25 protein-coding genes are annotated in these 25,586 nt (G+C 66.4%); 16 read left to right on the top strand and 9 right to left on the bottom strand.

Going from position 1 to position 25,586, the window contains the following annotated elements:
• Positions 1 to 34: 34 nt before the first annotated feature.
• The 5 genes from AB7849_RS15895 to AB7849_RS15875 all read right to left on the bottom strand — a co-directional run bounded on the left by AB7849_RS15895 (position 35) and on the right by AB7849_RS15875 (position 3,975).
• Complete coding sequence (locus AB7849_RS15895) at positions 35 to 751, bottom strand: pseudouridine synthase (protein WP_008208062.1); 717 nt, start codon at positions 749 to 751, stop codon at positions 35 to 37.
• Between the two features lie 101 nt (positions 752 to 852).
• The gene (ubiB, locus tag AB7849_RS15890; RefSeq protein WP_369501382.1) at positions 853 to 2,505 is read right to left on the bottom strand and encodes a ubiquinone biosynthesis regulatory protein kinase UbiB; all 1,653 of its coding nucleotides are present in this window, start codon (positions 2,503 to 2,505) and stop codon (positions 853 to 855) included.
• Positions 2,502 to 3,167, bottom strand: a complete 666-nt coding sequence (locus AB7849_RS15885; protein WP_369501381.1) for a ubiquinone biosynthesis accessory factor UbiJ — start codon at positions 3,165 to 3,167, stop codon at positions 2,502 to 2,504. Before AB7849_RS15885 ends, ubiB begins: the two co-directional genes overlap by 4 nt.
• Positions 3,168 to 3,266: 99 nt before the next feature.
• Positions 3,267 to 3,734 carry a tRNA (uridine(34)/cytosine(34)/5-carboxymethylaminomethyluridine(34)-2'-O)-methyltransferase TrmL gene (gene trmL / locus AB7849_RS15880; protein ID WP_008214731.1) on the bottom strand — a complete coding sequence of 156 codons (468 nt, stop codon included), beginning with the start codon at positions 3,732 to 3,734 and terminating at the stop codon, positions 3,267 to 3,269.
• 34 nt (positions 3,735 to 3,768) lie between these two features.
• Positions 3,769 to 3,975, bottom strand: coding sequence for a hypothetical protein (locus tag AB7849_RS15875; RefSeq protein WP_008214735.1), 207 nt, complete (start codon positions 3,973 to 3,975; stop codon positions 3,769 to 3,771).
• 259 nt (positions 3,976 to 4,234) lie between these two features.
• Between AB7849_RS15875 and AB7849_RS15870 the strand changes: the two genes are divergently transcribed.
• From AB7849_RS15870 to pssA, 11 genes are all read left to right on the top strand, one after another.
• On the top strand, positions 4,235 to 7,144 hold the full coding sequence (locus AB7849_RS15870) for a M16 family metallopeptidase (protein WP_037101663.1): 2,910 nt from the start codon (positions 4,235 to 4,237) through the stop codon (positions 7,142 to 7,144).
• Positions 7,145 to 7,242: 98 nt separating this feature from the next.
• Entirely contained in the window at positions 7,243 to 7,656 is a 414-nt protein-coding gene (locus AB7849_RS15865) for a DUF4156 domain-containing protein (RefSeq protein WP_008214739.1), read from the top strand.
• Positions 7,657 to 7,839: 183 nt separating this feature from the next.
• Positions 7,840 to 8,334, top strand: a complete 495-nt coding sequence (locus AB7849_RS15860) for a MarR family winged helix-turn-helix transcriptional regulator (RefSeq protein WP_008214741.1) — start codon at positions 7,840 to 7,842, stop codon at positions 8,332 to 8,334.
• A 1-nt stretch (position 8,335) separates the two neighbouring features.
• Positions 8,336 to 10,459 carry an FUSC family protein gene (locus tag AB7849_RS15855; RefSeq protein ID WP_369501380.1) on the top strand — a complete coding sequence of 708 codons (2,124 nt, stop codon included), beginning with the start codon at positions 8,336 to 8,338 and terminating at the stop codon, positions 10,457 to 10,459.
• Entirely contained in the window at positions 10,449 to 10,664 is a 216-nt protein-coding gene (locus AB7849_RS15850) for a DUF1656 domain-containing protein (protein WP_008214748.1), read from the top strand. The genes AB7849_RS15855 and AB7849_RS15850 overlap by 11 nt, the downstream gene beginning before the upstream one ends.
• 31 nt (positions 10,665 to 10,695) lie before the next feature.
• On the top strand, positions 10,696 to 11,703 hold the full coding sequence (locus AB7849_RS15845) for a biotin/lipoyl-binding protein (RefSeq protein WP_008214751.1): 1,008 nt from the start codon (positions 10,696 to 10,698) through the stop codon (positions 11,701 to 11,703).
• A 90-nt stretch (positions 11,704 to 11,793) separates the two neighbouring features.
• The gene (locus tag AB7849_RS15840) at positions 11,794 to 12,570 is read left to right on the top strand and encodes a sulfite exporter TauE/SafE family protein (protein ID WP_008211479.1); all 777 of its coding nucleotides are present in this window, start codon (positions 11,794 to 11,796) and stop codon (positions 12,568 to 12,570) included.
• A gap of 217 nt (positions 12,571 to 12,787) precedes the next feature.
• The gene (locus tag AB7849_RS15835; protein ID WP_369501379.1) at positions 12,788 to 13,540 is read left to right on the top strand and encodes a hypothetical protein; all 753 of its coding nucleotides are present in this window, start codon (positions 12,788 to 12,790) and stop codon (positions 13,538 to 13,540) included.
• 7 nt (positions 13,541 to 13,547) lie between these two features.
• A complete protein-coding gene (locus AB7849_RS15830) occupies positions 13,548 to 14,042 on the top strand; it encodes an RNA polymerase sigma factor (protein WP_037099818.1) in 495 nt (164 codons plus the stop codon).
• On the top strand, positions 14,039 to 14,629 hold the full coding sequence (locus AB7849_RS15825; RefSeq protein WP_008211481.1) for a hypothetical protein: 591 nt from the start codon (positions 14,039 to 14,041) through the stop codon (positions 14,627 to 14,629). Before AB7849_RS15830 ends, AB7849_RS15825 begins: the two co-directional genes overlap by 4 nt.
• 93 nt (positions 14,630 to 14,722) lie before the next feature.
• Positions 14,723 to 16,123 carry a CDP-diacylglycerol--serine O-phosphatidyltransferase gene (gene pssA / locus AB7849_RS15820; RefSeq protein ID WP_369501378.1) on the top strand — a complete coding sequence of 467 codons (1,401 nt, stop codon included), beginning with the start codon at positions 14,723 to 14,725 and terminating at the stop codon, positions 16,121 to 16,123.
• 342 nt (positions 16,124 to 16,465) lie between these two features.
• On the opposite strand, the gene AB7849_RS15815 is transcribed toward pssA, so the two are convergent.
• Complete coding sequence (locus tag AB7849_RS15815) at positions 16,466 to 16,672, bottom strand: YdcH family protein (RefSeq protein ID WP_008211484.1); 207 nt, start codon at positions 16,670 to 16,672, stop codon at positions 16,466 to 16,468.
• 98 nt (positions 16,673 to 16,770) lie between these two features.
• On the opposite strand from AB7849_RS15815, the gene ttcA reads away from it, so the two are divergent.
• The 5 genes from ttcA to AB7849_RS15790 all read left to right on the top strand — a co-directional run bounded on the left by ttcA (position 16,771) and on the right by AB7849_RS15790 (position 21,623).
• The gene (gene ttcA / locus AB7849_RS15810; RefSeq protein ID WP_008211485.1) at positions 16,771 to 17,667 is read left to right on the top strand and encodes a tRNA 2-thiocytidine(32) synthetase TtcA; all 897 of its coding nucleotides are present in this window, start codon (positions 16,771 to 16,773) and stop codon (positions 17,665 to 17,667) included.
• A gap of 5 nt (positions 17,668 to 17,672) precedes the next feature.
• Positions 17,673 to 18,875, top strand: a complete 1,203-nt coding sequence (locus tag AB7849_RS15805; protein WP_008211487.1) for an amino acid aminotransferase — start codon at positions 17,673 to 17,675, stop codon at positions 18,873 to 18,875.
• A gap of 239 nt (positions 18,876 to 19,114) precedes the next feature.
• Positions 19,115 to 20,032: a recombination-associated protein RdgC gene (locus tag AB7849_RS15800; RefSeq protein ID WP_008211489.1), complete on the top strand. Its 918-nt coding sequence runs from the start codon at positions 19,115 to 19,117 to the stop codon at positions 20,030 to 20,032.
• A 135-nt stretch (positions 20,033 to 20,167) separates the two neighbouring features.
• Positions 20,168 to 20,938: a M48 family metallopeptidase gene (locus tag AB7849_RS15795; RefSeq protein ID WP_092702640.1), complete on the top strand. Its 771-nt coding sequence runs from the start codon at positions 20,168 to 20,170 to the stop codon at positions 20,936 to 20,938.
• Positions 20,939 to 21,044: 106 nt separating this feature from the next.
• Positions 21,045 to 21,623 carry a methyltransferase family protein gene (locus AB7849_RS15790; protein WP_008211347.1) on the top strand — a complete coding sequence of 193 codons (579 nt, stop codon included), beginning with the start codon at positions 21,045 to 21,047 and terminating at the stop codon, positions 21,621 to 21,623.
• Positions 21,624 to 21,748: 125 nt separating this feature from the next.
• Here the strand turns inward: AB7849_RS15790 and AB7849_RS15785 are convergent, their stop codons facing one another.
• The 3 genes from AB7849_RS15785 to AB7849_RS15775 all read right to left on the bottom strand — a co-directional run bounded on the left by AB7849_RS15785 (position 21,749) and on the right by AB7849_RS15775 (position 25,450).
• Positions 21,749 to 22,357, bottom strand: a complete 609-nt coding sequence (locus AB7849_RS15785) for a sterol desaturase family protein (protein WP_008215172.1) — start codon at positions 22,355 to 22,357, stop codon at positions 21,749 to 21,751.
• Between the two features lie 172 nt (positions 22,358 to 22,529).
• A complete protein-coding gene (locus tag AB7849_RS15780; protein WP_008215185.1) occupies positions 22,530 to 23,516 on the bottom strand; it encodes an alpha/beta fold hydrolase in 987 nt (328 codons plus the stop codon).
• A 68-nt stretch (positions 23,517 to 23,584) separates the two neighbouring features.
• Positions 23,585 to 25,450: a M1 family metallopeptidase gene (locus AB7849_RS15775; protein ID WP_369501377.1), complete on the bottom strand. Its 1,866-nt coding sequence runs from the start codon at positions 25,448 to 25,450 to the stop codon at positions 23,585 to 23,587.
• Between the last annotated feature and the right edge of the window lie 136 nt (positions 25,451 to 25,586).

Genomic DNA, 25,586 nt, shown 5'->3' with positions numbered 1-25,586 from the left:
AGAGCCAAACCTGAACCTCGCTTTCTCTCACTCCTCACTTCTCTCCACTCACTCCTGACACGGTCCAGCCAAAGCGTTCCAGCAGGTCTGCGTATGCTTCGTCCAACGGCGCTTCCAGCGTCATCGGCTCGCCACTCACCGGATGCCTGAAATCGATCCGCCACGCGTGCAGCAGCATGCGGTGGCAGCCGAAGTGCTGCTTGTACAGGCGGTTGTGATCGCCGCGGCCGTGCTGGCAGTCGCCGATGACCGGGTGGTGGATGTGTGCCAGATGTTTGCGGATCTGGCGGAAGCGGCCGCTTTCCGGCTCGGCCAGCAGCAAGGCGTAACGCTGTTGTGGGTAGCGGCCGAGTTCGATCGGCACCTCGACCGTGGCGAGTCGTCGGTAGCGCGTGCGCGCCTCGCGCCGCGGGCCGGTTTCGCGCGAGCCGGGCAGCGGGTAGTCGATGACGTCCTCGGTCGGCTCGGGCCAACCACGCACCACGACGAGGTACTGCTTGTGCACGTCGCGACCCATGAATTGCTCGCCCAGCGCCGCGGCCACTTCACTGGACCGGGCGACCAGCAGCACGCCGCTGGTGGCGCGATCCAGCCGATGCGCCAGGTAGACGTTGCCGCCGACCTGTTCGCGCAAGACGTCGACCAGGTAGTGCTCGGCGTCGTTGACCATTTTCGAGCGGTGCACGGGCAGGTCCGCGGGCTTGTTCACCGCGATCAGGGCGTCGTCCTGGTAGAGAATATCGATGGGCATGGGGGGGGGCGAGAAGTGAGTGAAGAGGAGTGAGAAGTGAGAGAGGGCAAGCCATCGCAGCCCGCTTTCTCTCACTTCTCACTCCTCTCAACTCACTCCTATCATGTCCGTCCTCGCGACCAGCCCCAGCCGAACGCCAGCAGGCCGGCCACGCCCATGCACAGCGGTGGCCACAGGCCGTGCTGCGGGGCCAGCGCCCACAACAGCGTGGCGCTGATGATCAGGGCTGCGCCGAGCAGGCCGCTGCCCATCATGTGCAGCATGCGATGTACGAGTTTGGTTTGGTGGCTGAGCGAGTCGGCATCGGCAAGCAGGCGCTGTTCGCCGCGTGCGGCACTTTGCAGGGCGTCGTGCACCAGGCCGGGCAACTTCGGCGCCATGTGGAACCACTCCGGCAGCCGCTTGCGCACTTCGCCCAGCGTGCGCAGCGGGCTGTAGCGTTCGCGCAGGATGCGTTTGAGTACCGGATGCGCCACCGCCCAGATGTCGATGTCCGGATCGAGCAGGCGACCGACGCCTTCGATGTTGAGCAGGGTCTTCTGCAGCAGGATCAGTTGCGGCTGCAGGGTCAATTCGAAACGGCGCGCGGTCTGGAACAGTTTCACCACCAGTTCGGCCAGCGAGATCTGCGACAACGGGCGGGTGAAGTAGGGCTCGCACACCGTGCGCACCGCCGCTTCCAGTTCGTCCAGGCGCACCGTTGACGGCATCCAGCCGGCATCCACGTGCAGCTTGGCGATGCGCGCGTAGTCGCGTTCGAACAGGGCGATGAAGTTCTGCGCCAGCCAGTACTGGTCGGCTTCGGGCAGCGAGCCCATGATGCCGAAATCCAGTGCGATGAAGCGCGGTTCGGCCAGCTCCAGCGGGTCGACCCAGATGTTGCCGGGGTGCGCGTCGGCATGGAAGAAATTGTCGCGGAACACCTGCTCGTAGAAGATCCGCACGCCCTTCGCCGCGAGCCGCTTGCGGTCGATGCCGGCGGCGTCGATGGCGGCGATGTCGTCGCTGCTCACGCCGTGCACGCGTTCCAGCGTGAGTACGCGGGCGCCGGTCAGTTCCCAGTGCACTTCGGGCACGTACAGGTCGACGCCGCTGGCGAAATTGCGCTTGAGCAGGCTGGCGCTGGCGCCTTCGCGCTGCAGGTCCAGTTCGTTTTCCAGCATCTTCTCGACTTCGCCGACCACGTCGAGCGGACGGATCTTGTCGGCGTTCGGATGCCAGCGCTGGGCCAGTTCGCCCAGCGAGTGCAGCAGCTTCACGTCGCGCGCGATCTGCATGTCGATGCGCGGACGCAGCACCTTCACCACCACCTCGCGGCCGTCGTGCAGGGTCGCAGCGTGGACTTGCGCGATCGAGGCGGAGGCCAGCGGTGTCTCGTCGAATTGGGCGTACAGACGATCGATCGGTGCCTTCAGTTCGGCTTCGATGATGGCCTTGGCGGCGGCGCCGGGAAACGGTGGAACCTGATCCTGCAACAGGGCCAGTTCGTCGGCGATGTCTTGCGGTACCAGGTCGCGGCGGGTGGACAGCACCTGGCCGGCCTTGACGAAGATCGGCCCGAGCTCGACCAGCGCCAGCCGCAGCCGCGCGCCGCGCGACAACGGACGTACATCCACCGATGGACGCCCCAGCAACGGACGCAAGAGTTTCAGCGGGCGGAACAGGTGGGTGGCGTCGACCAGCTCGTCGAGCCGGTAACGCAACAGCACGGCGGCAACCCGCAGCAGGCGCGGCACGATGGAAAGCGGTGTCATGCGGCGGATCCTTTCAGCCGGCGTTCCAGGCGGGCCAGCCGCGCTTCCAGCCGCTCACTGCGTTCGCGCAGATGATCCACGCCGTCGAGGAATCCTTCCACTTCACCGGGCGCCAGCGCCACGCGGGTTTCATCGCGCAGCCACGCGGCGCCGTCGTCGACCAGGTGCCCGGCGCTGTCCTTGGCGTGGACCAGCGCCTTGCGCATGGCCTTGGCCAGCGGCACGCCGAGCACGTCGCCGAAGGTGCGCGCGAAGGCTTCCTCGAAATCCGGGGCGAAGCGGCTGGCCAGTTTCTGCAACCGGCGCGCGAGATCGGCGTCGCCGGCGATCTCCACCTTGCCCGGGGCCACGCCGTCATCGTCGCGGCGCAACGCCATCGCCAGCAGGCTGCCGGGCGTGGCCGCCACGCGCAGGGTGTGACCGGTCGTCGCGTCGGCGCCTTCGAGCGGCCCGACGCGCAGACGCTCGCCGTCCACCGTGACCGCCAGTGCGATCTCCGGTCCGCGCAGATGCAACTGGATGTGGCGGCCGTCGAGTGCGCCGAGCGCGCGTTGCGTATCGGGGTCCAGCGACAGCGTGTGGTTCAGCGCGGTTTCGAGCGCGTGGCCGGCAAGTTTGCGCAGCGGCTGCGGGAGCCAGGCGTTGGGGGCGGGAGCGTTCATTCGTCGATTGTAGCGGTGCCGCGCTTGCCTGTAGGAGCGCACCCTGTGCGCGATGCCTTTCCGCCACGTGACGAGGAGCCTCGCGCACAGGGTGCGCTCCTACGAGGCAGCGCCAGCGAAACCCAGCTGCCGCCACGCCTCGTACACCGCCACGGCGACGGTGTTCGACAGGTTCAGGCTGCGACTGTCCGGCTGCATCGGCAGGCGCAGCCGCTGTGCGGGAGGAATCGCATCGAATACCGCCGCGGGCAGGCCGGCGGTTTCGCAGCCGAACAGCAGCGCGTCGCCGTCGGCGTAGCTCACGTCCACGTGCGCCACGCGGCCGCGGGTGGAAAACGCGAACACGCGTGGCTGGCCGATCGCGGCAAGACACTCGTCGAGGCTGTCGTGCACCGCCACGCGGGCGTACTCGTGATAGTCCAGGCCGGCACGGCGCAGGCGTGCATCGTCGAGCTCGAAGCCGAGCGGGCGAATCAGGTGCAGCGCCGCGCCGGTGTTGGCACACAGGCGGATCGCGTTGCCGGTGTTCGGCGGGATTTCGGGATTGAACAGGATGACATGCAGCATCCGGCCATTATCGCCTGATGCTGCGGCAAAGCGCTCAACCTGCCGGCTGCAGCGGGCACAGCACGCCATCGGCCGGCAGCGGGCAGACCGCCGGGGCTGCCGACAGCAAGGTGCCGACCGGCGTGGTCCCGGCCAACTGCACGCCCTGCGGCATCGGGTGGATCATGGCCAGCAAGGCCAGGCCGCTGGCCAGCACGGTGGCGAAGAACAGTCCGCGAAGCATCATGTTTTCGAATTTCATGTCCGTATCTCCGGTAGGGGGCCGAAAGGGCCTGCACGAGAGATATGGCAAGGGGCGTGCCAACCGCGAATTGGCAGTCAAGTCATTGATTGCATGTGATTTTAAAAATGCGTTCGCCCGGTGCTGGCTTGTCCGCGGACAGTGCCCGCCCGGCATCGGACAGTGCGGCGGACATCCTGGCGTGTCCGTTGCGGGCAGATTGTCACGAATGCGGTGCGCCACTAGTCTCGCTGGACCATTCGTGAACAGGAGGTTGACCATGGCTAGAAAACCGCTCGCCCTGCTTATTGCAGGCATGCTGACCCTGGGCGCCGGCGCGCTGCCCGTGATGGCCGCACCGGCCGCCGCCGCTGGCGATGCTGCCCAGGCGGCGCTCCCCGATATTCCGTACACCCGCTTCGTGCTGCCCAATGGCCTGACCGTGGTGGTCAGCGAAGACCACAAGGCGCCCGTGGTGGCGGTGGCGATGTGGTACCACGTCGGCTCGGCGCGCGAGCCCACCGGCAAGAGCGGTTACGCGCACCTGTTCGAGCACCTGATGTTCGAGCGCTCCGGCCACCATGACGGCAACTACTTCCAGCCGTTCGAGAAGGTGGGTGCCACCGGCATGAACGGCACCACCGCCAACGACCGCACCAATTATTTCGAGACCGTGCCCACCACCGCGCTGGACATGGCGCTGTGGATGGAATCGGACCGCATGGGCTGGTTGCTCGACGGCCTGGGCCAGGACGAGGTGAACCAGCAGCGCGGCGTGGTGCAGAACGAGAAGCGCCAGGACGAGAACCAGCCCTACGGCCTGCGCGTGCAGGAGAACATCGAGGCCAACGCCTATCCGCTGAACCATCCGTATCACCACGACACGATCGGTTCGATGAAGGACTTGAACGCCGCCTCGATCGACGACTTCAAGACCTGGTTCCGCACCTATTACGGCGCCGCCAATGCCACGCTGGTGATGGTAGGCGACATCACCCCGGCCGAAGCGAAGGCCAAGGCGCTGAAGTACTTCGGCGAGATTCCCTCCGGCCCGCCGGTGGCGAAGCTGCAGCCGTGGACTTTCCCGCGCAGCACCTCCACCCGCGGCACCATGCACATGGACGTACCGCAGGTGCACATCTATCGCGAATGGAACACCCCGCACGGCGGCACCGAGGCCGACAACCTGCTCAGCCTGGCGGCCACCGTGCTGGGCGATGGCAAAACCTCGCGCCTGTACCAGCGGCTGGTCTACCAGGACAAGCTGGCCGACGACGTGTCGGTGAGCCAGAACAGCGGCGAGCTGGCTTCGCAGTTCGAGCTGGAAGTGGACGTGAAGAATGGCGTCGACCCGGCCAAGGTCGAGGCGGCGGTCGCCGACGTGTGGAAGACCTTCCTCAAGGACGGCCCCACTGCCGACGAACTGGCGCGCGCCAAGACCGGCTTCCGCGCCGGCTACGTGCGTCGGCTGGAAAAGGTCGGCGGCTTCTCCGGCAAGGCCACCTTGCTGGCGGCGGGGCAGGTCTATCACGATGATCCCGGCGCCTGGCGCAAGGATCTGGCCGCGATGATGGCGGCTACGCCCGCGCAGGTGCGCGACGCGGCGCGCAAGTGGATCAGCAAGGGCGACTACACGCTCACCGTGCTGCCGCTGGCCAAGGGGCAGCAGGCCTCCACCGCCGACGTGGCCGAAACCGGTGGCCTTGGCACGGCGCCGGGCGCGCCCAAGCCGGTGCCGGCGGCGAAGCACGACTGGCATACGGTCAAGAGCGATGTGGACCGCAGCAAGGGCGTGCCCGAGGTCACCACCTTCCCCGACCTGAAGTTCCCGACCCTGGAGCACGCCAAGCTCGCCAACGGCATCGAAGTGACCCTGGCCGAGCGCCACGATGTGCCGCTGGTGCAGATGGAGCTGCTGTTCGACGCCGGCTACGCCGCCGACCAGGGCCGCAAGCTGGGCACTTCCAGCTTCACCATGTACATGCTCAACGAGGGCACCGAAGACCTGGATTCGGTCCAGATCGCCAAGCGCAAGCAGCGCCTGGGCAGCTACATCAACACCGGTTGCGGGCTGGACTACTGCAACATCTCGATGAACGCGCTGACCGACAAGGTGGTGCCGTCGTTGAAGCTGGTGGCCGACGTCGCGCGCAATCCCGCCTTCCGCGCCAGCGATATTGCGCGCCTGCGCGGCCAGTGGCTGGCCGGCATCGAGCAGGAGAAAGCACGGCCGATCACGATGGCCCTGCGCGTGCTGCCGCCGCTGCTATATGGCAAGGGCCACGCCTACGCGATCCCGTTCACCGGTTCGGGTACCACCGCCTCGATCAAGTCGCTGACCGCCGCCGACATGCGCAACTTCATGGGCGACTACATCCGGCCGGACAACGTGAAGATCCTGGTCGCCGGTGACACCACGCTGGCCAAGCTGGTGCCGGAGCTCAACGCCGTATTCGGCAACTGGAAGGCGCCTGCTAACGCCGTGCCGAAGAAGAACATCGCCAAGGTGAACTACCCCGGCCACGTGCGCGTGTTCCTGATGGATCGGCCCGGTTCGCTGCAGTCGGTGATCCTGGCCGGTGAAGTGGCGCCGTCAACCGAGGCGCCGAACAACCTCGAAATCGGCACCATGAACGGCGCCTTCGGCGGCAGCTTCACCTCACGCCTCAACATGAACCTGCGCGAGGGCAAGCACTGGGCCTACGGCGCCTTCAGCTTCCTGCAGAACGCGGTGGGACAACGTCCATTCATGATTTATGCGCCGGTGCAGACCGACAAGACCGCGCCGTCGATCAGCGAGGCGTTGAAAGAGGCGAAAGCCATCGTCGGGCCGAAGCCGCTCACCGATGCCGAGATCCAGAAGATCAAGGACAACGACGTGCGCGCCATGCCCGGCGAATACCAGACCGTCAGCGCGGTACTCGGCGCAATGCAGGGCATCGCGCTTTACCACCGTCCGGATGACTACGTGCAGACGCTGAAGTCGCGCATCGAATCGCAGAGCGACAAGGCGGTGCAGGCGGCGGCCGATGAGGTGATCAAGCCGGATGAGCTGACCTGGGTGATCGTTGGCGACCTGAAGAAGATCGGACCGTCGGTGCGCGCACTGCAGCTGGGCTCGGTGCAGGTGCTCGACACGGACGGCAAGCCGGTGGCGGCAAAGGATGGCGGCGCCACGAACGAAAAGTAAGCCCGCGTACAGGACGTGTTTGCGTTCGCAAGCTACGATAGAGGCCGGGCCGGTGACGGTCCGGCCTTTTCCATGTCCCTCCATCGCGGAGCTTTTCCATGCGCAAGACCTTGTTGCTGCTCGTCCCCGCCGTGCTGCTGAGTGGCTGCACCTGGGGCATTACCCCGACCCCGGCGTCGCAGAACGTGCGCACCGCATGGAACAGCGATGTTTCCGCCTGCCGCGACTTGGGCAAGATCACCGTGTCGGTGTTGAACCATGTGGGCCCGGTGGATCGCAACGACATCAAGGTGCGCGACGAATTGCAGGTGATGGCGCGCAACCAGGCCGCCACCATGCACGCCGACACCATCAAGCCGCTCGGCGAGCCCAGCAATGGCGAGCAGGCCTGGGGCGCCTATCAGTGCGGAACGCGCGCACTGGCGCCGGCGGCCGGTCACGCGCCGGCTGGCAATCCGCCCGATGCCTCGTCGGAAACCGGCGGAACGAAAACGTATCCGATCGGCGGCTGATCGCCGTCACGCAAGTCATCGACAGGGCGCCCTTGTGGCGCCCTTTTTCGTGGACGTGGCGCGGCGTGGCCGAGGATGTGATCCGGCATCCTCTTGCGCACCGCAGCACACAGGCATACAATTCACATGTTGATATTACATTTATGAAATAAATACACAACAATCAAGCCCGGTCATCCGCCCATGAACAGCTTCCAGCCTACCGAACAGCGCCTTGCCGTCACCCTGCGGCACTATCCCGCGTTTCCGCGCGAGCCGGCGATCCTGGTGCGGCTGGTCAAGCACATCTACAAGCGCGTGCATGACGATGCCAATGCCGTGCTCAAGCCGTGGGGCATCAGCCATCCCGAGTACAACATCCTGATGATGATGTACGGCACCGAGGGTTACACGCTGAACCCCTCGCAGCTGGCCGACGCGGCGGGCGAGAAGTCGGCCAACATCACGCGGCTTAGCAATCAGCTGTGCGACAAGGGCCTGATCGAACGCACCGCCAGCGACGAGGACCGGCGCAAGGTCACCCTGACCCTGAGCAAGGCCGGGCTGGCGATGATCGGTGAATTCCTGCCGGCGATCTGCGCGCTGCTGGAACGGCAGACCGCGACGTTGAAGGTCGCCGAGATGGCGCAGATGGAAAAATTGTTGAAGAAGTTCCTGGACCAGCTCGAGCAATCCTGAGATGTCCGCTTCGCTCAACCAGAACACGCAGGTGTTGCCGCGCTGGCCGCGGCTGGCCGAGGTCTTTGCCGGCGAGGGCCGCGCGTGGATCTTCATCGGCAAGTCGGTGCTGGCCTCCTGCGTGGCCGCGTGGCTGGCGATGTGGCTGCGGCTGGAGCAGCCGTCGACCACCATGATCACGGTAGCCATCGTGATGCATCCGCACAGCGGCATGGTGCTGGCCAAGAGTTTCTACCGTGGCATCGGCACGCTGGCCGGCAGCGTGTGTGGGCTGGCGCTGATGTGCAGCTTCCCGCAACAGCGCGAACTGTTCCTGCTCAGCCTGTCGCTGTGGGTGGCGCTGTGTGCCGGCGGCGCCATGCTGTACCGCAATTTCATGTCCTACGGTTTCGTGCTGGCCGGCTATACCGCGGCGATCGTGGTACTGCCGGTGGTGGGGAATCCACTGGATGTGTTCGATTCGGCCCTGATGCGCGTCAGCGAAGTGCTGCTGGGCATCGTGGTGGCCGGCGTGGTCAGCGACGTGGTGTTGCCCGAGCGGCTGCGCATGGTGCTGCGCAAGAATGCGCGGGCGCAGTTCGCACGCTTCATCGACTTCGCACGCGGCAGCACCGGCGGCGCGATCCCGCGCGCGGCGATGGAGCAGGCGCATCTGGAATTCGTGCGCGCCGCGGTGCAACTGGAAGACCTGCGTGCCTCGGTGATCTTCGAGGATCCGGAAGCGCGCGCCCGCAGTACCCGCATGCGCCTGCTCAACCAGCACTACATGGCGGCGTCCACCAGCTTCCAGTCGCTGCATCACCTGATCAACCGGCTGCAGCGACGTGGGCGCGACGCGGTGGCGGATGCCTTGATCGCACTGTATCGCCCGCTGGGCGTGGCGCTGACGCCGCCGCCCGCGCAACAGCATGATCCGGTGGTATTGATGCCGCGCCTGCGCACCTGCGTCGACGCGTTGCCCACGCAGGCCGAAGCGCTGCGCGCCGGTCTGGCGGATGAGCAGTCCCGGCTGGAATTCGACACCGGTGCCACGCTGCTGCGGCGCTTTGCCACCGAGCTGCGCGACTTCACCACGGTGGAGCATGCGTTGCGCGCCGGCACCTTGCACGGCAGCGTGGAACGCGTGCATTTTCGCCGCGGCAACGACCATGCCGGTGCGGCAGTCGCGGTGCTGCGCACCTTCCTCACCATGATCACGCTGAGTGCGTTCTGGGTGGTCAGCGGCTGGCCGTTCGGCGCCAGTGCGATGCTGCTGGCCACCATCTTCAGTGGCCTGTTCGCGGCCGCGCCGCGACCGTTCGCGATCGTTTTCGACATGCTGATCGGTTACGCCGCAGGCATGGCCATGGCCTTGGTGGTGGAGTTCTGGCTGCCGCCGGGCAGTGATGGATTCGTGATGCTGGTGGCGGTGATCGCCCCGTTCCTGATGATTGGCCCGTGGCTCGGCACGCGTCCGCGCCTGGCCGGGATGGGGCCGGGCTTTGCGATCGGTTTCGTCTATCTGCTCGCGCTGAAGAATCCGATGGTGTACGACCCGGTGCATGCGCTCAACGACAGCATCGCGCAGATGATTGGCGTGGGTCTGACCGGCGTGGCCTTCATCTTCGTGCCGGCAGTGGCCGGCAGCGGCTGGCAGCGCGCGCGGCAGATGCGCCGACTGCGCGAACAGGTGGTATTGGCCGCCACCGCCCCGTTGCGTGGGCTGGCATGGCGCTTCGAAAGCGTCAGCCGCGATCTGTTCCAGCAGGTGGCGGCGCATGCCGGCCCGGACAGCGCCGAGTCGCGCAGCCTGCTGGCCTGGGCGCTGGCGGTGCATGAATGCGGGCGCGCCCTGATCGAACTGCGTCGCGAGTTGCTGGACAGCGCAGCCTCCCCGGCGCTGCAGCAGGCGGTGGAAGCGGCAGTGCATCGCACGGCGCGGCTGTTCCGCCATCCCGACATGGCGCGCTGGCAAAGCGCGGACCACGCCGTGCAGCAGGCGCTCGATGCGTGCGCGCAGGCCGGTGTCGGCGCCGTGTCGATCAGGCCGTACCTGCACCAGTTGCGCGGTGCATTGCACGACGACGAATCCCCGATGGCCGCCTACCTGCCGCCCGATCCGCTGGAGCCTGCGCATGTTGCTTGACATCGTGCCACGTGAAATCGCCCTTTCCGATGTGCTGTTGCCCGGGCTGCTGCCGATTTTCGTCGGCTGCCTGCTGTTGCTGTGGTTGCTCGACAGCCTGATCGGCCGTTACGGCCTGTACCGCTTCGTGTGGCACCCGCCGCTATTCCGCCTCGCCCTGTTTGCTTGTCTGTTCGGCCTCGCCGGGCTGTTGCTGCTCCACTGAACATCCCCTTTCGCTTCACCGAATGCCCATCATGAACAAGACCTCATTGCTGCGTTTCCTGCTCACCGCCATCGTGGTGGTGATCGCCATCGTGCTTGGCCACGCGTTGTGGAAGCACTATCTGTATTCGCCGTGGACGCGCGATGGCCGCGTGCGCGCCGACGTGGTGCAGGTGGCGCCCGACGTGGCCGGCCTGGTGACCGAGGTGCCGGTCAAGGACAACCAGTTCGTGCACAAGGGCGACGTGCTGATGGTGATCGACCAGGATCGCTACATCCTCGCGTTGCAGCAGGCCGAGGCCAATCTTGCCGCGGCCGAGGCCAGCGCGCGTGCGGCAGGTGCCGGCACGGCGGCGGCGAACGCGGCGATCGCCGGCCGCAAGACCGAGTACGAGATGTACCAGGCACAGGCGCGCCGCCGCCTGCAGATGCCCGAGAAGAGCGTGATTTCCGAAGAGGCGCGACAGAACGCCGTGGCCACCGCGCGCAATGCGCAAGCCGACCTGCGTGCGGCGCAGGCCTCCAGCAAGCAGGCCAGTGCCGCCGCGCAACAGGCGCTGGCGGCGGTGCAGCAGGCGCAGGTCTCGGTGGACGTGGCCAAGCTCAACCTCAAGCGCACCGCGGTGCGCGCGCCGGCAGACGGCTACATCACCAACCTCGACGTGCGCGTGGGCGACTATGCCAACACCGGCGTCGCAAGCATGGCGCTGATCGACAGCCACAGCTATTACATCTACGGCTACTTCGAGGAAACCAAGCTGCCGCAGTTGCGCGTGGGCGACCCGGTGGACATCCGTCTGATGGCCGGTGGCGTGCGCCTGAAAGGCACCATTACCGGCATCGCGCGCGGCATCACCGACAGCGACAATCCCGCTGGCAGCAACCTGCTGGCCAACGTCAATCCCACCTTCAACTGGGTGCGCCTGGCGCAGCGCGTGCCGGTGCGCATCGCCATCGACGCCTCCTCGCTGCCCAAGGGCATGGTGCTCGCCGCCGGCATGACCGCAACCATCCAGGTGAAGCCGCACGCGGCGCACTGAGGACAGCCCCTCCCGTGCACCGGGGGAGAGGCAACGGCCGGTGGTGCTCCCCGCTCCAGACTTTCCGCGTCGCCCTGTAGGCTACGCGGCATGCTTGCCCTCGACGCCACGCACCAACTGCTCGCCATCCTCTGTGGCTCGCTGGTGGGCGCCTCGCTGGCGCTGATCGGTGGCGGCGGTTCCATTCTGGCGTTGCCCTTGCTGCTTTATGTCGTCGGCTTGCGCGATCCGCACCTGGCCATTGGTACCAGCGCGCTGGTGGTATCGATCAATGCGTTCGCTAACCTGATTCCGCATGCGCGGGCGGGGCATGTGCGTTGGCGCGAGGCGGCGGCATTCGCGCTGGCCGGCGTGCTCGGCGCGCTGGCCGGTTCCAGCCTCGGCAAATGGCTGGATGGCCAGCGTCTGCTGATGCTGTTTGCGGCGCTGATGCTGGTGGTGGCGGCGCTGATGTGGCGTCGGCGCCCCGTCGTCGCCCTGCCGCCGCCGGCACGTCGCTTCTCGCGCCTCGGCAGCGTGGGGGCACTCACTGGCGGGCTGGCCGGTTTCTTCGGCATCGGTGGCGGCTTCCTGGTCGTGCCGGGACTGATGTTCGCCGGCGGCCTGGACATCGTCGAGGCGATTGGTTCGGCGCTGTTGGCGGTGGGCGCGTTCGGCGCCACTACCGCGATCAACTACGCCGCTTCCGGCCTGATCGACTGGCGCATTGCCGTCGAGTTCATCGGCGGAGGCCTTGTCGGCGGGTGGCTGGGCGCGATGGGGGCGCATCGACTGGCGCGACGGCGCGGCGTGCTCAATCGCTTGCTTGCCGTGGTGATCGCCACGGTGGCGCTGCTGATGCTGTGGCGCGAGGTGGGACGACTGTAAGGTTTTGGCGAAGCGGGTGGACTAGTCAGTCGAACTGTGGCCGGCCGGGCTGCAATGCCGGTGTGTGATCCATCTTTCCGCTGTTTCCTGCCCCGTGGAACCGCCGTGGGACGCCGAACCGACGAAGATGCCTCCCACATGCCGGGTTGTTGTCTCGATCAGCCACGCCCGACGGGCTCCCAGAGGAAGCTCGTCATCGAAACGCGAGGTCGCCATCATGTCCGCCGTACCCCAAAGTCTGCCTGTTGCCATGTCATTGCCTGCCAGCCGCGGCTTGCGCTGGTGTGTCGATGGGCTGCGCTTGTGGCGGCGCGCGCCGATCAAGCTGCTGCTGCTGTGCTTCGTGCCATTGCTGGCGGAGAGCGTGTTGCAGCTGATCCCGTGGATGGGCGTGACCTTGTCCAAGCTGGTAGTGCCAATCGTGCTGATGGGCATTCTGCTCGGGCTGGATGAGCTGGCGCGGGGCGGACGGTTGCGCTGGTCGTGCCTGCCGGATGCGTTGCATCGGCGGCGCTTCCTGCCGTTGCTGGCACTGGCGGCGATGTGGGGCATGGGCGTGTTCGCGGTGCAGCAGGGCGTGGCGTGGGCCGTGTACGGCTGGCCGGCGCTGGATGCGGTGTGGCTGGGGCATGTCGTGGCCCATCGCGAGCTGATGACGATGACATTCGAACGCGTGCTGCTGATGTCGGGCATCCTGCCGTCGGTGCTGCTGTGGTTGGCGCCGTGCCTGTTCGTGCTGGATGGTTTGTCGCCATGGCAGTCGGTTTGCGCCAGCGTGCGCACGGTGTTGCGCTTCGCTGCGCCGTTCGGGGTGTTCCTGCTGGTGAATCTGGCGGCATTCGCGTTGATGCTGGCCGTGCACTGGGCGTTCGCGCTGGTGCTGTTGATCGGGCCGTGGTCGGTGGCATGCACGTACGCGGTGTGGCGTGAGGTGCGAGCCATGGTGCCCGCACCGATGGCGATGGACTGACGAGGCCGTGCGCGAGGGGGAATTCGCCGCGTTGCTGCACGAGCATGCCGGCTTGTTGTCGCGTATCGCGGCCAGTTACGAGGCCGATCCGTCACTGCGCGACGACTTGCTGCAGGATGTGGCACTGGCCTTGTGGAAGGCACTGCCAGCGTGGCGAGGCGACGCCTCGTTGAAGACCTTCGTGGCACGCGTGGCGCACAACCGTGGCGCCAGTCACGTGATTGGCCGCACGCGGCATCCGCGGGCTCAGGCGCTGGACGAGGCGCTGGCGGACCCGACGCGTGGTCCGGAATCGCATGCGCAACTCGAACAGAAGCGCCTGCGCCTGCAGGATGCGGTGCGCGCCTTGCCGCTGAATCTGCGCCAGACGGTGACGCTGGCGCTGGAAGGCTTCAGCCAGCAGGACATCGCCGAGGCGCTGGGCATCAGCGCCAACAACGTGGCGGTGCGCCTGAATCGGGCGCGCAAGGCACTCAAGACGGCATTGGGAGAACCCGCATGAATCCGCAGGACGACTGGGGTCGATGGGGCGATGACTGGCAGCAACAGCCGACGGTCGATGTGGAGCGCCTGCGTCGCCGGGTGCAACGCAAGCGGTGGCAGATGCGGGTGATGGTCGGCATCGAGATGGCGCTTGCGCTGTTTGCCGTGGGCCAGCTCGTGCGCCTGCTGCTGATGCCCGGTGTGGCCGAACGCTGGAAGATCTGGGCGGGGCTGGCGTTTCTGCTGATGGCGGCCACGGTGTACCTCGCGCTGCGCGCACGCCGGGGTACCTGGCGTTCGGCCACCGAGGACATCCCCGGCCTGCTGCGACTGACGGCGGAACGTGCGCGCGCCGGCATCCGCCTGGCGTGGATGAACATCCTCAGCGTACCGGTACTGCTGGCCATCTCGTTGCCGATTGCCGCGCCCTGGCTGGCGCCGTCGCGCTGGCGGCACGATCCCGTGCTCCAGCGCGTGTTGCTCTTCCAGTTGGTGATCAATGGCGTGGTGATCGGTGCCTTGCTGGTCTTTTTTGTTGCCTATATCCGGCGGCAGCGACGGCGTTTGCGCGAGGTGGAGGCCTTGCTGCGGGAGTATGCGGATTGATCCGGTGAAGATGAACCGGCACGGATTGCCGATGTGGAGTCAAACCCGCATGCTTGACGGCTTGCCAGGCCGTCTTTGCGTATCCTGTAAACCATGAACAAGTTGATCCAAGCCCCGCGCCGCCTCGCGCGTCGTCTCGTTTCGCCATTGCGCCGCCCGCAGGCCGAAGTCTGGCTGGAGTCGCAGCCCGGGTTTGCCGTGCCGGCCGACGCGATCGAGGCACTGCACGGCGCGCCGGCGTTCCGGCAGGCGTTGCTGGACGGCATTGCGCAGGCCACGCGGCGCATCGTGATCGTGGCGCTGTATCTGCAGGACGATGAGGCCGGTCGCGCGGTGATGGATGCGCTATACGCAGCGCAGGCGCAGCGCCCGCAGCTGGAAATCGATGTCTACGTGGATTGGCATCGCGCCCAGCGCGGCCTGATCGGCAAGCACAAGAGCCCGGGCAACGCGGCGATGTACCGCGAATACGCCGAACGTTTCGGCGATGGCGTGCGCGTGTGGGGTGTGCCGGTGCAAAACCGCGAGTTGTTCGGCGTGCTGCACCTGAAGGGTTTCGTATTCGACGACACCGTGTTGTACAGCGGCGCCAGCCTCAACGAGGTGTATCTCGGAACAGGCGGCCGCTACCGGCTCGATCGCTATCACCTGGTTCGTGATCGCGCGCTGGCTGACAGCATGGCTGGTTTCGTGCGGCAGTATTTCCAGGGCAGCGACGCGGTGCAACGCCTGGACGCGGCCGAAGTGCCGAGCACGCGCAGCCTGCTGCCGGCGATCCGCGGCTTTCGGCAGCAATTGCAGCAGGCCCGCTATGCGGTGCCGGCGGTGACGCTGGCGAAGGGCGAGGTGGCCATCACGCCGCTGCTCGGCTTCGGCCGCACCGACAACCAGCTCAACGAAGCGGTGCTGACGTTGCTGCGCGGCGCGAAGCGCAAGGTCGTGCTGCTGACGCCATACTTCAACCTGCCGCGGCCGGTGCGCGTGGTGCTGGGCCAGTTGCTGCGGCGTGGTTGCACCATCGAGATCATGGTGGGCGACAAGACCGCCAACGATTTCTACATTCCGCCATCGCAGCCGTTCCGTACCATCGGCCTGCTGCCGTATCTGTACGAAAACAACCTGCGTCGCTACGCGCGTGCACATCGCCGGCAACTGGCCAGTGGCCAGCTCACCCTGCGGTTGTGGCGCGACGACGGCAACAGCTATCACCTGAAAGGCCTGTTCGTCGACGACGAGGTGACCTTGCTCACCGGGCACAACCTCAACCCGCGGGCGTGGGCACTGGACCTGGAAAACGGCCTGCTGCTGCGCGACCCCGACCGGAAACTGTTGGCTCAACGCCATGCCGAATGGGCGGAGCTGTGCCGGCATGCGCAGAAGGTGGACGATTTCCACGCGCTGGAAAGCCCGCGCAGCTATCCGCCGGAAGTGCGCAAGCTGCTGCGCCGGTTGAGCCGGGTGCGACTGGACCGGCTGGTGAATCGTTTGCTCTGACGAGGAGCATCAGAGTTTCCCCCTCCGATCGTAATGAGCAGAGCGATTTCGCCCGTCTATTCGAGCGAGAGTGCTGTTTGGCTCCCTCTCCCCTTCGGAGAGAGGGTTGGGGTGAGGGGCGGGTGCTCGCCATAGACTTCATGGATTCGGCTTTGTACTTGCTTTTGTCGCAATTGACAGAGCCGTTTCGCCCGCCTGCCGGCAGCCAAGCCACCTTTCTCTGTGTGGACAGAGAAAGGTGGCCCAAAGAGAGGCCGCCCCGATCGCCCTTCGGGTGCGCGGGCGGGTTACGGGTCACAAGACTCCGTCCCTTGAAAGGAGCGCGAGAACGCCGGTCGCCGCTCAGGCGTCCAGATCAGGGATCAACTTGCTCTCGATGCGCGCGATGGCGTCCTTCAGCAGCAGGCGGCGTTTCTTCAGCCGGGTGAGTGCCAGCTCGTCGCGGCCGATGGCGGTGGCCAGCTGGTCGATGGCCAGGTCCAGGTCCCGGTGTTCCACGCGCAGGTCGGCCAGCAGGTGGGCGAGTTGGGCGGAATCCTGAACCTGCATGGCGAATCGCTGCGGCAGTGAAGACGGTCAAGTGTAGCGCTGCCGGAACGCGGCGGGCGAGCGGGCTACAATGGGCCCTCCCAGTACTGCCGTGAACCATGTCCGCCCCTTCCTTCGCCCCTTCCGTGCCGATTCGCGCTGTCGATGACCGGCTGGCCGCGCGCCTGCGTCGGCAGGTGGGGCAGGCGGTGGGCGATTTCCGCATGATCGCGGAGGGCGACAAGGTGATGGTATGCCTGTCCGGCGGCAAGGATTCCTACACCTTGCTGGACATGTTGCTGGCGCTGCAGGCTCGCGCGCCGGTGCGTTTCGAGCTGGTGGCGGTGAACCTGGACCAGAAACAGCCGGGTTTCCCGGCGCACGTGTTGCCGCAGTACCTGCGCGAGCGCGGCGTGCCGTTCCACGTGATCGAGCAGGACACCTACAGCACGGTGACGCGGGTGATTCCGCAAGGACGCACGATGTGCAGCCTGTGTTCGCGCCTGCGCCGTGGCGCGTTGTACCAGTGGGCCGCCGACAACGGCGTGACGAAGATTGCGCTGGGCCACCACCGCGACGACATCCTCGCCACCTTTTTCCTCAACCTGTTCCACCAGGCCAACCTGAAGGCGATGCCGCCGAAACTGCGTTCGGATGACGGCCGCCACATCGTGATCCGCCCGCTGGCCTATTGCCGCGAGGCCGATATCGCCGAATACGCCGCGCAGCGCGGTTTTCCGATCATTCCGTGCAACCTGTGCGGCTCGCAGGACAACCTGCAGCGCAAGGCCGTGTCGCGCATGCTGGCCGAGTGGGACGATCAGCATCCCGGGCGTTGCGAGAACATTTTCCGCGCGCTCGGCAATGTATCGCCATCGCACCTGGCGGATCGCAAGTTGTTCGACTTTGCCGGGCTGGGCAGGGAAGACGTGGAAAAGGAGTGGCCCGAGCAGGCCGAACCCGGTGATAATCGGACGTCCATACGTCCATCCATCCATTCATTTGAAAGTGAGTAGAAGCCGTGTCCCTTTTTGCATCCGTTGAAATGGCCCCTGGTGACCCGATCCTTGGCCTGACCGAGAAGTACCTGGCCGACCCGCGTTCGAACAAGGTCAACCTTGGCGTTGGCGTCTACAGCGACGACCAGGGCCGGCTGCCGGTGCTCAAGGCCGTGCAGCAGGTGGAACAGGCGCTGGTGCGCGATCAGTCGCCGCGTGGCTATTTGCCGATCGATGGCCTGCCGGCCTACACCGCAGCTACCCAGAAGCTGCTGTTCGGTGCCGGCTCGGCCGTGCTGGAAGCCGGTCGCGCGGCTACCGTGCAGACCATCGGCGGTAGCGGTGCGCTGCGCGTCGGCGCCGACATGCTCAAGCAGGTGCTGGGCGACAAGGCCACGCTGGCGATCAGCAACCCGAGCTGGGGCAACCATCATGCGGTGTTCCGCACCGCCGGTTTCAAGCTGATCGACTATCGCTACTACGACGCGCCGACGCGCGGCCTCGACTTCGCCGGCATGCTGGAAGACCTCGGCAAGCTGGAGCCGGGCACCGTGGTGCTGTTGCACGCGTGCTGTCACAACCCCACCGGCGTGGACCTGGATGTCGCGCAATGGGCGCAGGTGGTGGCGTTGCTGAAAGAGCGCAACCTGCTGCCGTTCGTCGACATGGCCTACCAGGGTTTCGACAAGGGCATCGACGCCGATGCCACCGCGGTGCGCCTGCTGGCGGACTCGGGCATCGAGAACTTCGTGGTGGCGAACTCGTACTCCAAGTCGTTCTCGCTGTATGGCGAGCGCGTGGGCGCGCTGTCCTTCGTGGGCGCCGATCGCGACGAGGCCGCGCGGCTGCGCTCGAAGATCAAGCAGACCATCCGCGCCAATTATTCCAGCCCGGCCGCGCATGGCGCCAAGCTGGTCGCCGGCGTGCTCGGCAGCCCGGAGTTGCGCACGCTGTGGGAACAGGAGCTGCGCGAGATGCGCGAACGCATCCACGCGATGCGCGCGGGTTTCGTGGACAAGCTGGCCGCGCTGGGTGCGCCGGATTTCGGCTTCATCAACCAGCAGGCCGGCATGTTCTCGTATTCGGGCCTGAGCAAGGAACAGGTGGACCGGCTGCGCGAGGAACATGCCATCTACGCGCTGTCCAGCGGGCGCATCTGCGTGGCCGCGCTGACCACGGGCAACCTGGACTACGTGGCACGCGCTGTCGCCGAGGTTTGTCGCTAAAGCGGCGTGCCCCTCGTCATTTCCGCCCCGGCGGCGTTACGCTTCACGTTCGTCATTCCGGCGCAGGCCGGAATCCAGCGCCTTTGGTCTGGATGCCCCTGACCCGGCATGGCCCCGTACCGCGGGGCCATGCCGGCTTTCGGGGCGTTCGTGTGCCGCGCGGGATTCCGGGCCACGCCGGGCATGGCTTCGCGGTCAGCGTGCTGGCCTGACTTTTCGTTTATTGCATCGGGCTACGCATGTTCTTTCGCAATCTCACGCTGTTCCGTTTTTCTCCCGCCGTTGCCGATGACCTGAAGCGCCTCGATGAGGCGCTGGGCGAGCATCGCCTGCGCTCGTGCGGGCCGCTGGAAATGTTCACCAAGGGCTTCGTGCCGCCGGTCGGGCGGGGCGACGACGCACCGCTCACCCACGCCGTGAAGCACTGCACCTGGCTCACCGTGGGCGGCGAGGACAAGATCCTGCCGGCGGCGGTGATCAACGACGAGTTGCAGCGCAAGGTGCGCAAGATCGCCGACGAGGAAGGCCGCAAGGTCGGTGGCCGCGAGCGCAAGCGGATGAAGGAAGACCTGCTCACCGAGCTGCTGCCGCGTGCGTTCGTGCGCAGCTCGCGCATGTCTGCCTACGTCGACGCCAGGCATGGCTGGCTGGTGCTGGATACCTCCAGCCGCAAGTCGGCCGAGAACGCCCTGAGTCAGGTGCGCGAAGCGCTGGGCAGCTTCCCCGCGGTGCCGCTGGCGCCGGAGGAAGGTCCGCGCGTGCTGATGACCGACTGGCTGGCCAACGGCAACCTGCCGGGCGGCCTGGCGCTGGGCGACGAATGCGAACTGCGCGATCCGGCCACCGCCACCGGCGCCATCGCGCGTTGCCGCCGGCAGGACCTGGACGCCGACGAGGTGAAGGAGCATCTGCGCAACGGCAAGCAGGTATTCCAGCTTGGCCTGGTCTTCGATGATCGCCTCAGTTTCGTGCTGGGCGAGGACCTGGTGGTGCGCAAGCTGAAATTCCTCGACGTGGTGATGGACGAGCTGGGCGACAGCCACGAAGACGCCAGCGCCGAGGCCGACGCCAGCTTCGCCCTGCTTACCGGCGAACTGGAGCGGCTGCTGGCCAAGCTGGAGGAATGGTTCGGCCTGCCGCGTCCCAGCGACGGTTGAGATCGTTGCTGGGCAAGGCTTGGCAAGGGCCGTCTGCGACGACCCTTGCGCAGGGGTAGTCGCTTCCCCACATACTGTCTGTCCGGATGCGCTGCCGGCCTCGCTGCGCACCGGAAAGACGGGTAGAGCAGGATCATGGCGCAGCATCTCGAAGGCGACTGGCTGGAACTGGCGACGGCAGGCGGCAACACCATCCGGGTGTTGAAGGCCGCGCACCCGCGCGCACGGCGCCTGCGCCTCACGGTGACGCCCAAGGGCGCACGCGTGTCCTACCCGCATGGCACCCATCCAGCGCAGATCAGCGCCTTCCTGCGCAGTCACGCGGAGTGGCTGGAGCAGAAGCTCGACGAGCTGAACCTGATCGTCAAGCCGTTGCCGCCGCTGCGCGTGGGCTATACCGCCGAATTCCCGTTGCGTGGTGAAACCGCCACGCTGGACTGGGCCGAAGGGCCGTACCCGCGCATCGAACCATTCGACGGCGGCCTGACCCTGGTGATCCCGCGCCCGCATTCGCGCGCCGTGCCGGTGGCGCGCGGCCTGCTTGCCTCGCACTTCGAGGCGCAGATGCGCCGCGACGTCTCGCGCTGGCTGGCCGGCTACGTGCCGAAGCTGGGTTTGGCGCCCACCGCGCTGAAGATCCGCCCGCTGAAAAGCCTGTGGGGCAGCCTGGATACGCGCGACCGCATCAACCTCGACCTGGCGCTGGCGCTGGCCCCGCCGGCCGCGCTGCGCTACGTGCTGGTGCACGAGTTGTGTCACCTCAAGGTACGCAGTCATGCCCCGCGTTTCTGGGCGCTGGTCGAAAGCCTCTACCCGGACTGGCACGAGCAACGCGACTGGCTGCGGGTCAATGGCGCCACGCTGAAAGCCGAGCTGGACCGGCTGGTCGCCGACGTGGCGGATTGATGCCACCTCGGCGCGGGTGCATGTGCGGCGGCTGACAGTTGTAACTGGGCGGAGCCGGTGACCTTGTCGCATCCTCGGCGCACCTTTTCGCTGCGGTGACCATGCCATGCATCTGTCTTTCGGCCTGCTGATCGAAGCCACCTGGCTTCTCTGGGCGCTGTACTGGGCGTGGGGCGCACGTGGCGTCAAGGCTGCCGTGCGCGAGGATGACTGGACTCGATTGCTGGCCTACCGGATCCCGGTGATGCTGGGTTTCGCGCTGCTGATCGCGCTGGGGCAGGGCGTGGGGCATCCGTGGCTGTACCGGCACGTGCCGTCGGCCGCAGCGTGGGCGCCCCCGTTGGGCTGGCTGTTGGTGTTGCTGGGTCTGGGCTTCGCCTGCTGGGCGCGGCGCACGCTGGGACGCAACTGGAGTGGTGCCGTGCAGCTCAAGCAGGACCATGAATTGATCATGGCGGGCCCGTACCGCTGGGTGCGTCATCCCATCTACACCGGCATGCTGCTGGCCATGCTCGGCACCATTCTGGCCGCGGGCAGCTGGCTGGGGTTGCTCGCGCTGGCGCTGGTCGGCGGCGGCTTCTGGTACAAGCTGCGCCACGAGGAACGCTGGATGCGCGAACAGTTCGGCACGGCCTACGTCGATTACATGCGGCGGGTGAAGGCGCTGGTGCCCGGCGTGCTGTGAAACCGGTCGCGACTTCGCTGTAGGAGCGCACCCTGTGCGCGAAAGGCTTTTCGCGATACCCCGCCAAAAGCATTCGCGCACAGGGTGCGCTCCTACAAAAGCTCAGAAATACAAAAGCTCGGAAATCAGGCGGCGGGCTTGCGCGGCTGGCGCACGTAGCGGGTGCCCAGCAGGTAGTCCCACAGCGGCGTGGTGACGCCGAAGTTGGTGCCCGGGTGGTAATGGTGCACGTGGTGGGCGCCGGCCCAGCGGCGCAGCAGCGGCCGCTTGAAGCGCACGTGGTGGATCACGAAGTGGCTGAGCCCGTAGGCCACGTAGCCGAAGGTGGCGGTGCCGGCCATCAACAGGGCGAAGCCGTCGGGCAGCACCAGCATGCACAGGCCGGTCAGCATCAACAGCGTTGCGGCGGGCAGGAAGAACGGCAGCGAGTCGTAACCCAGCGGTTCCCGGTGGTGCTTGTCGTGACCCTGGGTGAACAGCGGGATGCGGGTATGGAACATCCAGCGGTGGAAGAAGTATTCGATGAAGCTGAAGGCGAACAGGCCTATCGCAACGGCCAGCACGGTGCTTGCCGCACTGGTGCGGTGTTGCCAGCCAGCGGCCAGCAGGACGATGCCCAACGCGACATCCAGGACGACCTCGAACCAGTAGTTCGTGCGGGTCGAGGACATCCGGACAATGGCGTCCACGCCACTGCGCAGAAAATGGGGCTTGGTCGATTGCGATTGCTGCATAGTCCCGTCTTTATCGCCTCTGAAGCGCGCCAACCGTCGGGATCGTGCGTGGATGCCCTCGGTGCCGTCGTCCCTGAAACCGCCATGATGCACTGCGGGTGGCTGACTCCCGCATGACCGGGCTTCCACCGCCCGCGTCTGCGGTGGTCAGAATATCACGGCTTCCGTCGACTCAATGCGAAAGCGCGAATGCGGTAAGCACCTGCGCGGTCGCCTCCGGCTTCTCCAGCATCGGCATGTGGCCGCAGCCGTTCAGCGTGGTGGCGCTGATTGCCGCGGCATGGGTGAGGCCGTTGCGCAGGGAATCCATCGCGGAGATGTCGATGATGCGGTCGTCATGGCACCACAGGCCCAGCACCGGCATGTCCAGCTGCCCCAGCCGGTTCTGCACCGACAGCACCTGCGACGGCTGGCGCAGCGCATCGAAGGTGCGTTCGATGAAGGCCCGGTGCTCCACGTTCCACTTCACCAGCACGTCGACGAAGCGGCCGGGCAGATGCGGCGGCTTGTCGAACGCCAGCGCCAGCACGCGCTCGAAACCGGCGCGGTCGTTGTAGAGGAAGGGATCCTTGCCGGCCAGCGCGGCCTTGGCGAAGGCATTTTCCTTGAACTTCAGGCCGAAGCTGTCGAGCAGGGCCAGTTCGCCCACGTGCTCGGGGTGCTCGGCGGCGTACACCCCGGCAATCGCGCCGCCCATCGAATGGCCGACCAGCAGCACCTTGCCCAGCCCCAGCGCCTGCATGAAATCCTGCAGCCGCGCGGCCTGCGCATCGATGTCGTAATTGCCGCCGGCCACCTGCGAGGACTCGCCCCAGCCGGGCAGGTCGGGAATCACCACGTGGAAATGCGGCGTCAGCAGTTTCGCCACCGGCAGCCACACTTCCTTGCGCGAATCGAAGCCGTGCAGCAGCACGATGGTCGGCCCTTCGCCGCCCTCGTAATACACCCAGCGCGTGTCGCCGGCCTGGATCGATTTCTTCTCCAGGTGCGCGGCCATCGCCTTGCGCGCCACGTCTGCGCGCATCAGCCACTGCGGCGCGAACAGGTAGCTGCCGCCCAGCACCACTGCCAGCAGCACCGCCACCACGGCGAGGAATTTCAGGCGCCGGAACAGCAGGCGTTTCCAGAGCGGAGGGGCGGATGGGTTGGTGGCGGGCATAAACGTGTTCCAGATCAGTGGCGTGGCAAAAACTCCCTCCCCCTGCCAGCAGGGGGAGGAGAAGACCGTTATTTTGCGTCGGGCTGCTTGGCCTTTGCTTTGGCAAACAGCGCTTCCACCGCCTGCTGGGTCAGCGGGTGATAACCGGCCTTGGCCTTGGCGTAGACCTGCTCGGCGTAGGCCAAGCCGTCCGGGGTCTTGGCGAAGGCGGCGTACAGCGGCATGGTCAGATAGAGCCGGCCGATACGGGTCATGTGTTCGGCGGCGGCCGGCCACGCGGCCTTGTCGCCCGCGGCGATGGCATGGCTGTACCAGCGCATGCCGATCTCGGCGTTCGGCGTGCCGGTGAGGTGCCAGGCAGCATCAAGCTGCTGCATCTTCGCCAGCGGCGGCGCGTCGGGCAGGCGGTCCAGGAAGTACATCCATTCCTGGGTGTTCCAGCTCTTCGCGTCGAGTTTGGTGGCGGGCAGGGTACCGGCGAGGAAGGCCGTGCGTTCCTTGTCGATCGCGTCGAAGCGCGGCGAGTCCGGAATCGGCGCGTCCTTCGGAATGCCGGTGCCGTAGACCCAGTCCTTCACTTCGGCCCAGCGCATCTTGCCCGGGTACTTGTCGATCAGGTTGGGCTTGAGGAAGGCCAGCATCTGTTCGGTGGTGATGCTGTGCCAGGCGAAGTGGTTGAAGTAGCTCTTCAGGTAGGTGTCGAAGTCCTTGCGGCCGAACTTCTGCTCCAGCATGCGCATGAACCACGAGCCCTTGTCATAGGCCACGTCGGACAGCGAATCGTCGGCGCTGATGTCGCGCGGCTGGGGCGCCAGCCGCTGCGAGTTGGCGGACATCGAGCCGATGGATTTCTGCAGTGCGTGGATCGACAGCAGGGTTTCCTCGTCGGCCTGGCGCTTGCCGTACAGCGCTTCGGTAATGCGGCCCTGCACGTAGGTGGTGATGCCTTCGTTGAGCCAGATGTCGCGCCAGCTGGCGGCGGTGACCAGGTTGCCCGACCACGAGTGCGCCAGCTCGTGCGCCACCAGCGAGACCAGGCTCTTGTCGCCGACCAGCACGGTCGGCGTGGCGAAGGTCATGTTCGGGTTTTCCATGCCGCCGTAGGGGAACGACGGCGGCAGCACGAGGATGTCGTAGCGGCCCCAGCGGTACGGGCCGTACAGTTTCTCGGCGGTGGCGATCATCTTCTCGGTGTCTTCGAACTCGTGCGCGGCCTTGCCGACCACCGACGGTTCGGCGTACACCGCCGAACGCGGGCCGGTTTCCTTCACGTCGATGTCGCCGGCGGCGATCGCCAGCAGATAGGACGGCACCGGATGCGTCTGCTTGAAGTCGAACGTGCCGTCGAGCGGATGCTGCGGATTGTTCGGCGCGCTCATCAGCACGCGCAGGTTCTTCGGCGCGGTGACGTGGGCGTCCCAGGTGAAGCGGATCGCCGGCGAATCCTGCAGCGGCACCCACGAGCGCGCGTGGATCGACTCGGACTGCGAGAACATGAAAGGTTGCTTCTTGTCGGCCGTCTGCGCGGGCGGCAGCCACTGCAGGCCCGACGCGTCGGGCGAGGTGACGTAGGCGATGCGCACTTCGTGCGGTCGCTTCGGCGTCTGGATGGTGAGCTTGCTGCCGAGCTGCTTGTCGGCGGGCGCCAATACGTAGGTCAGCGCGCGGGTCTTGCCCTTCGCATCCACGGCCTCGATGCTGGCGATCTTCAGGTCGCGCGTATCCAGCACCAGCGTGGTGGCTTTCGGGTTCTTCCAGTCCAGCGTCAGCGTGGCCCGGCCATCGAGCTGGCGGTGCGGGAAATCGACCTTCAGGTTCAGGTCGAGATGGGTCACCACCACCTGATCGGGCTGCGCGTAGGAATGCGGTTCGTTGGCTTGGGCCGCCAGCGGCAGCATCAGCGTACCGAAGGCGAGGGCAGGAAGGAGTCGCATGAAGACACTCTCGGACCGGAAAACGCCGAGTATGCCATCGCCGCCGCCACGCCGGCCTGTGGCGAAAGCCGTGGAGGCGGCTGCACCGAGTTATCACGCGGATGCCGCCATGCTGGGCCGTGACCCTCGTGAACCG

Source organism: Rhodanobacter sp. FW021-MT20, assembly GCF_041107475.1.
Lineage (GTDB): Bacteria > Pseudomonadota > Gammaproteobacteria > Xanthomonadales > Rhodanobacteraceae > Rhodanobacter_A > Rhodanobacter_A glycinis.
The sequence above is the reverse complement of the archived record's forward strand: the minus strand, read 5'-3'. Positions and strand labels throughout refer to the sequence as shown.

Excerpts from the sequence above, each read along its gene's own strand:
- AB7849_RS15895 (WP_008208062.1), bottom strand. The coding sequence starts at position 751 with ATGCCCATCGATATTCTCTACCAGGACGACGCCCTGATCGCGGTGAAC.
- ubiB (WP_369501382.1), bottom strand. The coding sequence starts at position 2,505 with ATGACACCGCTTTCCATCGTGCCGCGCCTGCTGCGGGTTGCCGCCGTG.
- AB7849_RS15885 (WP_369501381.1), bottom strand. The coding sequence starts at position 3,167 with ATGAACGCTCCCGCCCCCAACGCCTGGCTCCCGCAGCCGCTGCGCAAA.
- trmL (WP_008214731.1), bottom strand. The coding sequence starts at position 3,734 with ATGCTGCATGTCATCCTGTTCAATCCCGAAATCCCGCCGAACACCGGC.
- AB7849_RS15875 (WP_008214735.1), bottom strand. The coding sequence starts at position 3,975 with ATGAAATTCGAAAACATGATGCTTCGCGGACTGTTCTTCGCCACCGTG.
- AB7849_RS15870 (WP_037101663.1), top strand. The coding sequence starts at position 4,235 with ATGGCTAGAAAACCGCTCGCCCTGCTTATTGCAGGCATGCTGACCCTG.
- AB7849_RS15865 (WP_008214739.1), top strand. The coding sequence starts at position 7,243 with ATGCGCAAGACCTTGTTGCTGCTCGTCCCCGCCGTGCTGCTGAGTGGC.
- AB7849_RS15860 (WP_008214741.1), top strand. The coding sequence starts at position 7,840 with ATGAACAGCTTCCAGCCTACCGAACAGCGCCTTGCCGTCACCCTGCGG.
- AB7849_RS15855 (WP_369501380.1), top strand. The coding sequence starts at position 8,336 with ATGTCCGCTTCGCTCAACCAGAACACGCAGGTGTTGCCGCGCTGGCCG.
- AB7849_RS15850 (WP_008214748.1), top strand. The coding sequence starts at position 10,449 with ATGTTGCTTGACATCGTGCCACGTGAAATCGCCCTTTCCGATGTGCTG.
- AB7849_RS15845 (WP_008214751.1), top strand. The coding sequence starts at position 10,696 with ATGAACAAGACCTCATTGCTGCGTTTCCTGCTCACCGCCATCGTGGTG.
- AB7849_RS15840 (WP_008211479.1), top strand. The coding sequence starts at position 11,794 with ATGCTTGCCCTCGACGCCACGCACCAACTGCTCGCCATCCTCTGTGGC.
- AB7849_RS15835 (WP_369501379.1), top strand. The coding sequence starts at position 12,788 with ATGTCCGCCGTACCCCAAAGTCTGCCTGTTGCCATGTCATTGCCTGCC.
- AB7849_RS15825 (WP_008211481.1), top strand. The coding sequence starts at position 14,039 with ATGAATCCGCAGGACGACTGGGGTCGATGGGGCGATGACTGGCAGCAA.
- pssA (WP_369501378.1), top strand. The coding sequence starts at position 14,723 with ATGAACAAGTTGATCCAAGCCCCGCGCCGCCTCGCGCGTCGTCTCGTT.
- AB7849_RS15815 (WP_008211484.1), bottom strand. The coding sequence starts at position 16,672 with ATGCAGGTTCAGGATTCCGCCCAACTCGCCCACCTGCTGGCCGACCTG.
- ttcA (WP_008211485.1), top strand. The coding sequence starts at position 16,771 with ATGTCCGCCCCTTCCTTCGCCCCTTCCGTGCCGATTCGCGCTGTCGAT.
- AB7849_RS15800 (WP_008211489.1), top strand. The coding sequence starts at position 19,115 with ATGTTCTTTCGCAATCTCACGCTGTTCCGTTTTTCTCCCGCCGTTGCC.
- AB7849_RS15795 (WP_092702640.1), top strand. The coding sequence starts at position 20,168 with ATGGCGCAGCATCTCGAAGGCGACTGGCTGGAACTGGCGACGGCAGGC.
- AB7849_RS15790 (WP_008211347.1), top strand. The coding sequence starts at position 21,045 with ATGCATCTGTCTTTCGGCCTGCTGATCGAAGCCACCTGGCTTCTCTGG.
- AB7849_RS15785 (WP_008215172.1), bottom strand. The coding sequence starts at position 22,357 with ATGCAGCAATCGCAATCGACCAAGCCCCATTTTCTGCGCAGTGGCGTG.
- AB7849_RS15780 (WP_008215185.1), bottom strand. The coding sequence starts at position 23,516 with ATGCCCGCCACCAACCCATCCGCCCCTCCGCTCTGGAAACGCCTGCTG.
- AB7849_RS15775 (WP_369501377.1), bottom strand. The coding sequence starts at position 25,450 with ATGCGACTCCTTCCTGCCCTCGCCTTCGGTACGCTGATGCTGCCGCTG.